Genomic DNA, 13380 nt, shown 5'->3' on the forward strand with positions numbered 1-13380 from the left:
GCGACGCTCACCATCATAAAACGAATGACAGGAAAAAACGATGCTCGACTGGGATCAAATTGATACCGTGCTGCTGGATATGGATGGCACTCTGCTGGATCTGCACTTTGACAACTACTTCTGGCAGGAGCATTTGCCACAACGCTGGGCCGAAATTTCAGGGCGTACTCTGGCCGATACCAAAGCGGAGTTGATGGCAGAATACCATCTGCTGCATGGCAAACTGGAATGGTACTGCTTAGATTACTGGGGCAAACGCCTGCAATTGCCCATTACCGAGCTAAAACGCGAAGTAATGGATAAAATTCGCATGCGCGATGATGTACCGGCTTTTTTAACGGCACTGAAGCAAAGTGGCCGTGATATTGTGTTGGTTACCAATGCCCACCCGGAAAGTTTATCGCTAAAAATAGAGCGCACGGATTTGGCTAAATACATCGAAAACCTGATCTCTACGCACGAGTTTGGCGTAACTAAAGAAAGCTGGGCTTTGTGGCAAAAGCTACAAGACCGACTCGGCTTTGACCCGGAGCGCACCTTGTTTGTTGATGACAGCCTGCCCATCTTGCAAGCTGCACAGGATTTTGGCATTCGCCATCTATTGGCCATTGCCAACCCGGATAGCCAGCAAGTTAGTCGGTTGATTGATCAGTTCCCAGCCATTACCGATTATCAGCAATTGCTCAGAGGCATTCAGCGTAGTCCGCGCCATCAACCGTAATCGTCTGTTCATTGAACGTTTATCGCTGGTGAAGCCCAGTGATATTCTTTATAACTGCCACAGTTTATGCCCTAAAAAACAATCAGGTGCCCCGACAATGAAGTTTTTAGCCCTATTAGCAGTTGCCGCCATCACACTAATCGGCTGCAGCAGTTTACCAACAAACCATACTGCCTCACAGCTGCCAACCGCCAATGCAGCCGCCATCGAAGGTCATATGTTATTTTTGGCTTCCGATGAGTTGGAAGGCCGTGATACTGGCAGCCGAGGCCATGAGATTGCTTCTTTGTATATCGCCACTCAATTGCAAGCACTTGGCTTGCAGCCTGCCGGTGACGATGGTTCTTATTTTCAGCAGGTACCGCTACGCAGCAGCCGGTTGGTGCCCAACAGCGCCAGCCTGACCCTGCATACCGGAGCAGGTGATACCAGTCTTGCGTACCCGAAAGCCTTTTTTACTGGCTCGGATCCGGTGGAGACGGAATCTACCGTTACCGCGCCGCTGATTTTTGTCGGTTATGGCCTGATCTCCGAAGAATTTGGCCTGAATGATTATGCTGGCCTCGATGTGGACGGGAAAATCGTCGTGATGCTTACTGGCTTACCAGACAGTATTCCCAGTGAGGAAGCCGCTCACCTCGGCCGTGAACGCAGCCGTTTTGCCGCCGAGCAAGGTGCAGTTGGTATCATTACGGTGCACACACCGAAACAAGAAGCGGTTCGCCCTTATGCTAACAGTATTTTGTACCTGAATACCCCATCCATGCGCTGGCTGGATGCAGACGGCCAACCTGGTGGTGTGCAGCGTCAATTACGCGGCGGTGCTTATGTACACCATGAAGCCGCTACCGAATTATTTGCAGATGCAGAAACATCGTTAGCTACTATTTTCGACCAACTTGAAGCAAACGAATTACCACAAGGTTTCGACCTGAATATCAGTGCAACCTTAAACCGCCAATCGACGCATGAGAGCATTACCAGCCCGAATGTGGTCGCTGTTCTACCTGGTTCCGATCCGGTACTACGCGATGAATACGTGGTGCTGACTGCTCACTCCGATCACATTGGCATCATTCAAGATGTTCGCAGTGATAATCGCATCAACAACGGCGCGATGGACAATGCCGCTGGCGTCGCTATTTTGCTCGAAACTGCCCGCATGCTGACTGAGCTGGCAGAGCCACCCAAACGATCCATTCTGTTTTTAGTGGTTACCGCGGAAGAAAAAGGCTTATTGGGTGCAGATTATTATGCTCAGAACCCAACCCGGCCGATTGAGCAATTAGTTGCCAATGTTAATATGGATATGCCGGTACTGTTGTATCCCTTTGCCGATCTGATTGCTTTTGGCGCCAATCATTCATCGCTTGGCAGCGTGGTAGAGCGGGCAGCCAGCAAAGAAGGCATAATGCTTAGCCCGGACCCAATGCCAGAGCAGGCAATTTTCACCCGCTCCGATCATTACACCTTAGTGCGTCAGGGCATTCCGGCGGTCTTTTTAATGACGGGCTTTCAATCGCAAGATCCGGAGCAAGATGCAGCCGCTATCTGGGGTAGCTTCTTTAGTAAGCATTACCACAAACCGACGGATTCCATTGCTGATTTAACCCGGGAGTATGGTGCCATTCGCTATGATTTCGGTGCTATTTTCACCCAAATCAACTTCAACATTACGCTGGAGTTGGCGACGGATCCACAGCGACCTTACTGGCTGGAAAGTAGTTACTTCCATGATGTGATTGGTCAGCCACATACCCAGCAAGTGCCTCGGTCTGCCGCCGAGTAATGCGGCCGGGAAATGGAGCAGAATAACACTGCGAACCATGCCGCTACGTGTTGTGAACACAGCGCAGTTGCCTTTAACGTACTGCGCTTTTTCTCTTTGAACGACTCAGGTTGCCAGTGACCGCCTTATCACGGTATAGTTAATTTTTAATTAACTATTAACGGCATGCATTTATTTCTTCGTCTTGTTATTTTTTGCAGTTGCCTCGTTGTCAGTGGCACTCACCTGTCGGCGTTGGCCACTCAGACTGAGGCTGAACCAGCTCGGGTCGCCGGCCATTTGCACTTTCTGGCGGATGATCTGCTGCAAGGAAGGGAAACCGGTAGCCATGGCCATCAGGTGGCTGCCCGTTATGTCGCCAGTCAATTGCAAATTTTTGGCCTGCAGCCACTGACCGACTATCCCGATTTTTGGCAACCTGTTCCTATCCGAAAATCCCGCCTCCAGCAAGACAGTCAGCGTCTTGTGCTGCACCTGGCCGATGGCGACCATGAGCTAAAAGCACCCAATGATTATTTTATGCTGCCTGATCTATGGACAGAGCAATCGGCTGTGACTGCTCCCGTGGTTTTTGTTGGTTACGGCTTGGTCTCGGAGCATTTTGGCTTGAATGATTATGACGGGCTGGATGTCAATGGCAAGCTGGTGATGATGCTGACCGGCCTGCCTGAGCATCTGCCAGCCGATGAAATCGCCCATCTTCGGCTGCAACGGCTGCAGCAAGCCAAAGATCGTGGTGCCGTCGGTGTTATTTATTTGTATACCCCTAAACAGCAAAAGGTGCAGCCCTATCAATTATTCTTGCAACACTTTAGTCTGGCACCCGTGATGAGCTGGTTAACCGACCAACAGCAGCCCGGTAGTAATCTCCATAGTCATGGCTTTCAGGCCGAAGCTTACCTGCATCACGATGCAGCTGCTCCGTTTTTTCAACAGGCCGCCACGCCGGTTGCCGAGGTATTTTCACAAGTTGAACAGCAGCAACTGCCAGCAGGCTTTGAGCTAGGCGTTTCTGCCACTTTGCAGAAGCGAAGCCAGCATCAGGCTATCGAAAGCCCTAATGTGGTGGCAGTCCTGCCCGGCAGTGATCCGACATTACGTCATGAATACCTGGTGCTGACCGCTCACACCGATCATATAGGCCTCAGCCGCGATCTGCGTTATCCACAACAGCCCGTCATCAACAATGGCGCCCTTGATAACGCTGCCGGTGTAGCGATTTTACTGGAAACTGCCCGGGTACTGGCGGCCGGGCCTGCACCCGCTCGCTCGGTGCTGTTTTTGTTTCCCACCGCCGAAGAGCGCGGTTTACTCGGAGCCGAGTACTTTGTCCAGCACCCTGCGGTACCGCTGGAGCAGATCATCGCGACCATCAATATTGATACACCATTGCTACTGTTTCCATTGGCGGATATCTTAGCCTTTGGCGCCGGGCATTCCACTTTAGGTGCAGCGGTGGCCAGAGCTGCCGCCAATGAAAGGTTAGTGATCGGCCCGGATCCTTTGCCGGAGCAGGCCCTGTTTACCCGCTCGGATCACTATCGCTTTGTTGAGCAAGGTATCCCCGCACTTTTTCTGATGGTAGGCCAAACCTCAAGCGACCCAGCCATTGACGGCAGTAGCATCTGGCAACGCTATCTGAGCCAGCATTATCATCAACCAAGCGACTCCATTACCGACTTAACCGCAGCGTTTGGCGGTATCTATTACGATGAAGGTGCCAGACTCAGTAAGGTGCTGCTGCATTTGATTTCGGAACTGGCCAACACCGCAGAGCAACCGCAGTGGCAACAAGAAAGCTTTTTTCAGTCTCAACCTGCTTTGCCTGACCGCCCGGATAACCACTAAGCGCATAGCAAAATCTCGAGTCAGCTCTATGGCCAGCAAGGCTTAATCTGACAGCTGTTGCTGTATGTAATCAATCACCAGCTGCACTTTCGCTGTCAGGTGACGGTTCTTCGGATACAGTGCCCAGATCCCCTCCGCCTGTGGTCGATAGTCTGTTAACAGTTCAACTAAATCGCCCTGAGCCAACGGTTGCTGCACGTAGTAATCGGGTAGCTGAACCAGCCCTAGCCCTCGTTGAGCCGCATCCAGTAGCGCTAAACCACTGTTGCATTGCACCCGGCCACGCGGACGAACAGTGACCGCTTTCCCTTGCTCTTGAAACCGCCAATGATCCAAGGTACCTGGTAAACACTGATGCTGATTCAAATCAGCCAATTGCTGTGGCCGTCCATGCTCAGCCAGATAGCTGGGTGCGGCTACCAAAAACAAGCGGCGATCGGCCAACCGTCGTGCCATTAAGCTGGAATCTTCCAATTGACCAAGCCGTATCGCCAAATCAAAGCTGCCCTGAATTAAATCCAGCCGCTGATTACTCAGCTGAAACTGCAATTCCAATTCGGGGTATTGCAGTAAAAACTGATGCAACAAAGGCGCAATGCGATGCTCACCGTAATACACAGGTGCGGTAATGCGCAATCGCCCTCGCGGCGAGCTACTCAACTCAGTCACCGCCTGATTGGCCTCCCCTAAACTATGCACCAAGTGACGACAATGCTGTAAATACAGCTCCCCTTCTTTGGTGAGCGTGACGGAGCGAGTCGAGCGGAACAACAGCTTAAGCCCGAGCCGCTGTTCCAGCGCCGCCACATTACGGCTGACCTGTGCCACCGAGCAATCCAGCTGCCTCGCTGCCTCGGTAAAGCTATGCTGTTCTGCTACCGCGACAAACTCACTGATCCCCTGCCACTCTTTCATGCCTGCTTTTACCTATTTTTGCATATATGCAAAACTGATTTACTGTTTAACTAGATTATCTCTAATCCAGAAATAATTACAATGGGCTACGCTTAATCATAAAAATAAAAACCAAATCATCGACCAACTACAGGAATCACCGTTATGCAATCCATTAAAACCCGTGCCGCGGTTGCTTGGGGACCAGGCCAACCACTGTCGATTGAAGAAGTCGATTTAATGCCACCACAACAAGGCGAAGTTTTGGTTCGTATCGTTGCCACCGGTGTGTGTCATACCGATGCTTATACCCTGTCGGGCGATGACCCGGAAGGTATCTTCCCGGCGATTTTAGGTCACGAAGGCGGTGGCATTGTCGAAGCTATTGGCGAAGGAGTCACCTCGGTTGAAGTGGGCGATCATGTCATCCCGCTGTACACGCCGGAATGCGGCAAATGCAAATTCTGTTTATCTGGCAAAACCAATTTATGTCAGGCCATTCGAGCCACACAGGGCAAAGGTTTAATGCCAGATGGCACCAGCCGTTTCTCCAAGGATGGCAAGCCGATTTATCACTACATGGGCACTTCCACTTTTTCTGAGTACACCGTGCTGCCAGAGATTTCACTGGCCAAAATCAACAAGAGCGCACCACTGGAAAAAGTCTGCTTGCTCGGTTGTGGCGTCACCACCGGCATGGGCGCCGTTATGAATACCGCTAAAGTACAGGCCGGCGATACCGTAGCCGTGTTTGGTCTCGGTGGCATCGGCTTATCCGCCATTATTGGTGCGGTGATGGCTGGTGCCAGCCGTATTATTGCCATTGATATTAACGAAAGTAAGTTTGAAATCGCCAAACAACTGGGCGCCACCGATGTAGTCAACCCAAAAGATTATGAACAACCTATTCAAGAGGTCATTGTTGAGATGACCGATGGCGGCGTGGATTTCTCCTTTGAGTGCATCGGTAATGTGCATGTGATGCGCTCAGCACTGGAGTGCTGCCACAAGGGCTGGGGCGAATCGGTGATCATCGGGGTCGCTGGTGCTGGTCAGGAAATATCCACCCGGCCATTCCAATTGGTGACGGGTCGGGTCTGGCGCGGTACTGCCTTTGGTGGTGTCAAAGGTCGTTCAGAGTTGCCCGATTATGTTGAGCGCTACCTGGCGGGTGAGTTTGAACTGGATACCTTTATCACTCATACCATGCCATTGGAGCAGATCAATGATGCCTTTGACTTGATGCATGAAGGCAAATCGATCCGCACCGTGATCCACTTTTAAGAGGACCAAACATGCCCGCCTTAGAAAAAATCAATGACCAACGGCTGTTTGGTGGTCGCCAGATGCGTTTTGAGCATGACTCAAAAACGCTGCAGTGCCGGATGCAATTCTCCGTGTATCTACCGCCACTGGCGACACAGCAAGATGTCCCGGCACTTTACTGGCTCTCCGGCTTGACCTGCACCGATGAGAACTTCTCGGCCAAAGCAGGCGCCCAGCGCTTGGCCGCAGAACTGGGCATTGCGCTGGTGATCCCGGATACCAGCCCGCGCGGCGATAAGGTACCAGACGACCCTGAGGGTGCGTACGACTTTGGCTTGGGCGCCGGGTTTTATGTCAACGCCACCGAAGCGCCTTTTGCCACGCACTACCAGATGTACGATTACATCAGCAAAGAGCTGCCAGCTTTGGTGGAAGCAGAACTGCCGTTATCAACCCATAAAGCTATTTCTGGCCACTCGATGGGTGGTCATGGAGCGCTAGTCATGGCGCTGCGCGAAACAGGCAGCTATACCTCGGTCTCAGCCTTTTCCCCCATTAGCAATCCCATTAACTGCCCTTGGGGTCGTAAGGCCCTCACCGGCTATCTGGGCGAAGATGAAAGCCATTGGCAGCTCTACGATGCCTCGGTGTTGTTAGCCCAGCACAAAACCACCTTACCCATACTGGTGGATCAGGGTGATGCCGATCAATTCCTGGCTGAACAGCTGAAACCAGAAGCCTTACAAGCGGCCAGTGAAGCAAGTGGCTCAGCGATCAAATTACGCATTCAACCAGGGTATGACCACAGCTACTACTTTATCGCCAGCTTTATCGAAGACCATCTGAGGTTTCATGCGCGGTATTTACTGCCTCAATCTTGAAGCAGCAGCACAAGAGTTGTTACAAAAATAGCCAGTCATCTACTTTATTACTCTGTTATGCTCGACTTAACACCTTAAAAATCAGCAATCGGTGCTGATAAAATGAGTATAGCCCCATGCAAAAAGGAACTTTGATGAAAATGACCATGGCTACGGCTGCAGTAGTACTAACCAGCTTATGGCTGCTTCAGGCCTGCAGCTCACCCAATGCAGTGCAGCAGTTAATCACTGAGCAAGACGTTATTGAACAAGTACCAGAGGGCAAACAGCAAGGCATGTACCGCAACCTGTATCGTGGTAAACAGGATTATCCGGTCACCTGTGAGGACGACTGCTACCCACCCCACCCAGAGGTAGCGTGCAAAAGTCATGGCCAGGATTGTCAGTTTATCGGTGATCAAACCCCTCCCGAGCTTACTTCTGGCTTTCTGGTGCACTGGGTTGGCCATGCTAGTTTTCTTATCAAAAGCCCGGATGGTCAGCAATTGCTGTTTGACCCTGTGATGGGCCAGTTCGACCGGCCGGTCAGCTGGGCTGCGCATCTGATTGGCTTGCGCCGCCCCGTGCCGGCAGGCTTACCTCAGGAACAACTAGCTGCCAGCGATGCCGTGCTGTATTCCCATCTGCACTACGATCATTTCAGCCATGCTACCATCCGACAAATTGGCACCGAAGCAAGGTACTATGTGCCAGTGGGTATGGCCGATTACATGCCTAAAGGCGGTTATCAGGTGCTGGAAAAGGCCTGGTACAGCAGCAGTGAACTGGGTGAACTGACTGTGCATATGGTACCAGCACATCACTTTAACAGCCGCATGCTGTTCAACGATGACAATAAAGCAAAATGGGCCGGCTGGCTGATTGAACATCAGGGCAATACCCTGTTTTTTGCCGGTGATACCGGCTATTCACCGCATTTTAGCGATATTCAGCAACGATATGGTGATATCGATATCTGCTTGATACCGGTGGCCTCCTACCATCATGACGAGCACACTGAATGGTACCGCTATGTGCATACCACGCCAGAAGATGCACTGGTTGCCGCCGATGATCTTGGCTGCAAAGTAATGATCCCCTGGGGGTATGGCAATGCCAGCTGGCAAATGGGCGATCACAGTTCGCATTCACCACTCTTGCGCTTGCTGCATATGCAGCAGCAGCTAGATAGCCAGGTACCACTGCTTATTTTAAATGAAGGGGATTCGGTACAGCTGTAGTCGCATCGAACAATCAGCTACTTCAGTTGACTGCAAGCCGCTTCATTAGAAGCCGAGCTTTGCAAAAAGTTTTGATCCATCGACTCGGCTGGACACTCGCAGCTGCTGCCAACGATTTTAGCAGGCACACCAACGGCGGTGGTATGTGCCGGTATCGCGCTCAGTACTACTGAGCCGGCACCAATGCGGGCGCCTTCGCCGATTTCGATGTTGCCAAGAATTTTAGCACCAGCACCAATCATCACACCGGAGCGAATTTTCGGATGGCGGTCGCCCTGCTGATTGCCGGTGCCCCCAAGGGTAACTCCCTGCAGAATCGACACATTATCGCCTATTTCAGCAGTTTCACCCACCACAATGCCGGTAGCGTGATCAAACATCAGGCCATGGCCGATACGACAGGCCGGGTGAATATCCACCCCGAACACCTCCGAACAGCGGCTTTGCAGAAAGCGGGCTAGCTCCTTACGATTTTGTCGCCATAAACAATGCGCCAGCCGGTGAGTTTGGATGGCATGAAACCCTTTCAGATGCAGCAATACATTGAGGTAGGTATCCGCCGCCGGATCGCGGTCGAGCACCGCTTTGATATCATGGGCGACATGAGTCAGCATTTCATCGCAATTAACAAAAGCCTGATCAAACAACTCACGAATGGTGAAAGCTGACACCACCGCATCGGATAGTTTATTGGCGACAATAAAACTCAGCGCCGAACCAAGGCAATCATGGTTCAGCACACTGGAATAGACATGGCTGGCGAGCAATGGTTCTTTGGTAACCAGCTCAAATGCTTCCTGTTTCAATTGCTTCCAGATTTCATGCCGCATGGTATTTGCCTCGATGTGCTGCACCCGCTGCTGTCAGACCAACCTAACTGCAACTCTATGGGGTAAATACGATAGCGGATCCACTGCTAACAGGCAATGGATCGGGTAAGAAAAAGGACATCCAGCCATCTAATTGTTCGTTATGGCAGCATGCAGTTGGCGTACAGAGTGGTGGTAGCTGGCCAATCGGAAAACACACCCATTACTCCGACCTCCTGAGCCAGCACATGCAGTAGCTGCAGCGCAACGCTGTCATCTGTAGTTAGGTCGGTAATGCTCTGATAGTACCAGCCGCCACCGTCGTCCAACCGACCCGAGCGCTCTAGCGTCCAGCTGATGATATTAAGCCCGGCTTGCTGCGCCGCTTTGGCGTAGGCAGATGGCCGGATCGCCCCCTCTTCGCTGGTAACCAGCACCCAAAGCGGTGGAGCAATAATGTTCAGGCCAGCAGCTTTCAACTCGTCCATACTTGGCGACCAACTGCCTGGCTGCATGGGATCAAACGCCGGATCCTCGTAGCGACCATCCAGCCAGACTGCCTGTTTGGCATAATCTGGCTCGGCCTGCAGCCAGTACAGAATGTCCTGCCAGTCGAACGACTGCAAAAACACCTGTTCTGGCGGCACGCCAGCGGCTTTGTACTCATCCACCAGTTGCTGGGCATACTGCTGCTGACTGAACCGGCCCTGAAACGGCATCGACACTTCAGCCGTTTTGAGCTCGGGTGTCATTTTGCGGCCCAGCTGTTGAAATAAGGCGATGCTTTGCTGATGCGACAGCACGGCCGGGCAAGAGCCCGCATACAAATCCGTACGCCAGTCGGGTGTGCCTTGGACATACTGCTGAACTGAAGTGGCCGCAGGATTGACTCCATCCATTTTGCCGCACAGGCTTAGATACTCATCTAAATCAATATCGCTGGTACAGCAACGAGCCGAGGCTGGCCGGCCGCTAGCCGCATCCGCTGGTTGAAAAGGTTGGCTACATCGCCCTGCCAACTCCGGTCGCAACAGAATATCGGTGGTCTGATGCAAGTCGCATTGAGCATGGCGACAGACCAATTGACGATCACGGGTAAAGGTCACATCGCATTCTAAAATCCCCGCGCCCATCTGCGCCGCGGCCCGGTAGGAGGCCTCGGTGTGCTCCGGAAACATCAGTGGCGCACCACGATGACCAATGGAAAAATCATGTGGCTGCAGTGGTCCCTGACATTGCTGCAACTGTTGCTTCAACTCGCCTTCAGGTAGCTGCGCAACCAAATAAGCCGGGCGCGGCCCAAGCTCAACTCTTGCAGAAGTATCCTGCCCTGCTGGCTGCTGACAGCCTGTAAGCAGCCAAAGGCTCAGCGCCAAATTCAACCATAGACCCCATTGTCTCCTCATCATTACCCTCTCTGTTTCAACGTAAACCGCGCAGTCTGGCAAAAAAAGATGACAGCCTGATGACGCTCAGCTGCAAAAAGTTACAATGTAACACCTCATGATAATTCAAAGTAAAAACAACACTCATTAATTCACAAAACCGTCATTTTGTCGGGCCATACTTGCACGCCGTCGGGATCTGATCCGACCACAAAACCATGAGAATCACAAATACAACCTATGTTCAGACGGAGAGCCTTGTGCAGTATTTTAAAACCAAACGCCTTAGCCTGGCGATTATAGCCGCTTTAACGACCACCGCTTATGCCGGTGAAGTGCAGAACACAGAGCAAGACGAAGCCATGGAAGTCATTTCTGTCTTGGGTAAGCGGGTCAGTTACGCCAACAACAGCACCGATGACAGCATGAAAAACCAGCAAGCATCGATTGGCAATGTGATGGACTTGATTGATTATTTACCAGGCATCAATGTCGGACAGGGCGATGCCTTTGGTGGTGATGACTACACCACCACCATTAGCATGCGTGGCTTTGTGATTGACCGTGCCGATCAGCAACTCGGCATCACCGTTGATGGGGTACCAAATGGTGGTTCCGCTTATGCCGGTGGTAGCAAGGCCAATCGTTATCTGGATGTGGAAAATACTCGTTGGGTGGAAGTAGGCCAGGGCAGTGCCGATATTGCATCTGCTTCGCTGGATGCATTGGGTGGTACCATCAATTTTGTTTCCAGCAATCCGGAGCTCGATCGGGGTGCCCAGTTTGCATACACCACTGGTAGCTTCAATGCCCGTCGTTATTTTGCCCGCTTTGATACCGGCGAGCTCTTTGGCCACACCAGCGCTTATGTCAGTGTTTCAGATAGCTACAACAATCGTTGGATTGGCACCGGCAGCAATGGCCACAGCGATCGCTTTCATATGGAATTTAAAAGCGTCACGGAACTCGACAGCAGCCGCTTCACTGCAAGGTTGTCTTACGACGACGCGCACGAAGACAATTACGATTACCGTAGTCTGGAGCAGTTCTACCAAAACCCACGCTGGGATGGCCTGACCAATGTTTGGACCGGGGATCCGGATATCGATCAAAACTTTGCTGAAGCCTGGTCGACCCTGCGTGAAAACACTCTCTTTTATGTTAAGAGCGAGTTTTATTTGACGGATAGCCTAGAGCTGGACATGACGCCCTATTTGCATCTGCAAAATGGCCGTGGCGACTGGTTACCGCCTTACCAAGTGTTTGCCGCCGATGCCAGTGGCAACCGCATTCAGCGTGGCAACGGTGTCAGCCGAACCACCTTTACCCATGTCGATACCAATGGCCAGCCCATACTGGCAAGCGATGCCGACCTAACCGGTGCCACCCGAGTATCGTCGTACCGCCATACTCACTACGACAAAACCCGTTATGGCACCACAGCCAACCTGAGCTGGGAGCTCGGCGCTCACCGGCTGCGCAGCGGCATTTGGCTGGAACATCAAGACCGCAACCAAATCCGTGACTGGCACGAAGTACTGGATCCTAAAGTCTATCATTACTTTGATAACACCCCATACTGGGTGCAGTTTGATGACGATTACCGCCAGCGCGTGGCAAAATATTACCTGCAAGATCAAATGCAGTTTGGCGATATGCAGCTAACCCTTGGCGTGCAGCAGTATCGGGTGTCGGTTCGCCGCACTGACAACTTTGATGCGGGCAACAATGGCCGCTTAGACAGCAACTCCTCCTTGCTACCAAGCGCTGGTTTGGTCTATGGCCTGACGCCAAGCATCGAACTGTTTGCCGGTTACTCCAAAAACTTTAAAGCCATTCCGGATACACTACTGAACACAGTGGGCGAAGATTTTTCCGAGCTAGAGCCGGAGACTGCTGATAACATCGATCTGGGTTTGCGTTATTTTGGCGGCGATGTAAATGCATCACTGACTCTGTACCAAATCAACTTCGACAACCGCATTACCCTGCTAACCTATGAAGAACTGGATGGTGCACCGGATTATTTGTCGGAGCTGGATGGTACTTACGTCAACGTCGGTGGCGTGCGCTCCAAAGGTCTGGAAGCCTCGCTTGACTGGCAGCTGTCGCACAATCTGTCACTGCGTTCCGCACTAACACTGAATGACTCGACCTACACCGATACCATCAACGGCTATCGTCAAGGTGATAAAGTGGCCGCCGTGCCTGAAACCATGCTGAATTTAGGCTTACATTACCACGATGGTAACTACCGGGCAGGGCTAAGCGCCAAATACACAGCAGAGTACTTTGGTGCCGCCAAACGACTGGATACCGCAGCTGGCCCGGTGTGGAACCGCGATGTCATTCCGGCCCATACCATTTTCAATGCTTATCTCGGCTACGAGCACAGCTTAAATGGAAATGGCTTGTTTAAAGGCGTGGATTTAGCGCTGGTACTCAACAACATCTCAGACAAAGCTCATATCAGTGGTGGCCAGGAAGGTGCCTACCTGCTGGGGGCCGGCCGCACGATTAGCGCTACAGTCAGCCTGAGTTTCTAAGCAACAACGGCTCCCCGGGGA

At 52.0% G+C, this 13380-nt stretch carries 10 protein-coding genes; 7 read left to right on the forward strand and 3 right to left on the reverse strand.

Annotated features, from left to right (window positions below):
• The first annotated feature begins 40 nt into the window (after positions 1–40).
• The 3 genes from yrfG to Q3O60_RS05350 all read left to right on the forward strand — a co-directional run bounded on the left by yrfG (position 41) and on the right by Q3O60_RS05350 (position 4358).
• On the forward strand, positions 41–721 hold the full coding sequence (gene yrfG / locus Q3O60_RS05340; RefSeq protein WP_305892869.1) for a GMP/IMP nucleotidase: 681 nt from the start codon (positions 41–43) through the stop codon (positions 719–721).
• A gap of 97 nt (positions 722–818) precedes the next feature.
• A complete protein-coding gene (locus Q3O60_RS05345) occupies positions 819–2510 on the forward strand; it encodes a M28 family metallopeptidase (protein ID WP_305892870.1) in 1692 nt (563 codons plus the stop codon).
• Between the two features lie 165 nt (positions 2511–2675).
• On the forward strand, positions 2676–4358 hold the full coding sequence (locus Q3O60_RS05350) for a M28 family peptidase (protein ID WP_305892871.1): 1683 nt from the start codon (positions 2676–2678) through the stop codon (positions 4356–4358).
• Positions 4359–4400: 42 nt separating this feature from the next.
• Here the strand turns inward: Q3O60_RS05350 and Q3O60_RS05355 are convergent, their stop codons facing one another.
• Complete coding sequence (locus Q3O60_RS05355) at positions 4401–5273, reverse strand: LysR family transcriptional regulator (protein ID WP_305892872.1); 873 nt, start codon at positions 5271–5273, stop codon at positions 4401–4403.
• A 144-nt stretch (positions 5274–5417) separates the two neighbouring features.
• On the opposite strand from Q3O60_RS05355, the gene Q3O60_RS05360 reads away from it, so the two are divergent.
• The 3 genes from Q3O60_RS05360 (at position 5418) to Q3O60_RS05370 (ending at position 8619) form a co-directional block, all read left to right on the forward strand.
• On the forward strand, positions 5418–6536 hold the full coding sequence (locus Q3O60_RS05360) for an S-(hydroxymethyl)glutathione dehydrogenase/class III alcohol dehydrogenase (protein ID WP_305892873.1): 1119 nt from the start codon (positions 5418–5420) through the stop codon (positions 6534–6536).
• Between the two features lie 11 nt (positions 6537–6547).
• Positions 6548–7399, forward strand: coding sequence for an S-formylglutathione hydrolase (fghA, locus tag Q3O60_RS05365; RefSeq protein WP_305892874.1), 852 nt, complete (start codon positions 6548–6550; stop codon positions 7397–7399).
• A 140-nt stretch (positions 7400–7539) separates the two neighbouring features.
• Positions 7540–8619 (forward strand): MBL fold metallo-hydrolase, encoded by a 1080-nt coding sequence (locus Q3O60_RS05370; RefSeq protein WP_305892999.1) that lies wholly within the window; start codon positions 7540–7542, stop codon positions 8617–8619.
• A gap of 17 nt (positions 8620–8636) precedes the next feature.
• On the opposite strand, the gene cysE is transcribed toward Q3O60_RS05370, so the two are convergent.
• Positions 8637–9449, reverse strand: coding sequence for a serine O-acetyltransferase (gene cysE / locus Q3O60_RS05375; RefSeq protein WP_305892875.1), 813 nt, complete (start codon positions 9447–9449; stop codon positions 8637–8639).
• Positions 9450–9589: 140 nt separating this feature from the next.
• A complete protein-coding gene (locus Q3O60_RS05380; protein WP_305892876.1) occupies positions 9590–10837 on the reverse strand; it encodes a glycerophosphodiester phosphodiesterase family protein in 1248 nt (415 codons plus the stop codon).
• A gap of 236 nt (positions 10838–11073) precedes the next feature.
• Here Q3O60_RS05380 and Q3O60_RS05385 point away from each other — a divergent pair, with 236 nt between their 5' ends.
• On the forward strand, positions 11074–13359 hold the full coding sequence (locus tag Q3O60_RS05385) for a TonB-dependent receptor domain-containing protein (RefSeq protein WP_305892877.1): 2286 nt from the start codon (positions 11074–11076) through the stop codon (positions 13357–13359).
• Positions 13360–13380: the final 21 nt, after the last annotated feature.

Origin of the sequence: Alkalimonas collagenimarina, assembly GCF_030717845.1 — a bacterium.
Classification (GTDB): domain Bacteria; phylum Pseudomonadota; class Gammaproteobacteria; order Enterobacterales; family Alteromonadaceae; genus Alkalimonas; species Alkalimonas collagenimarina.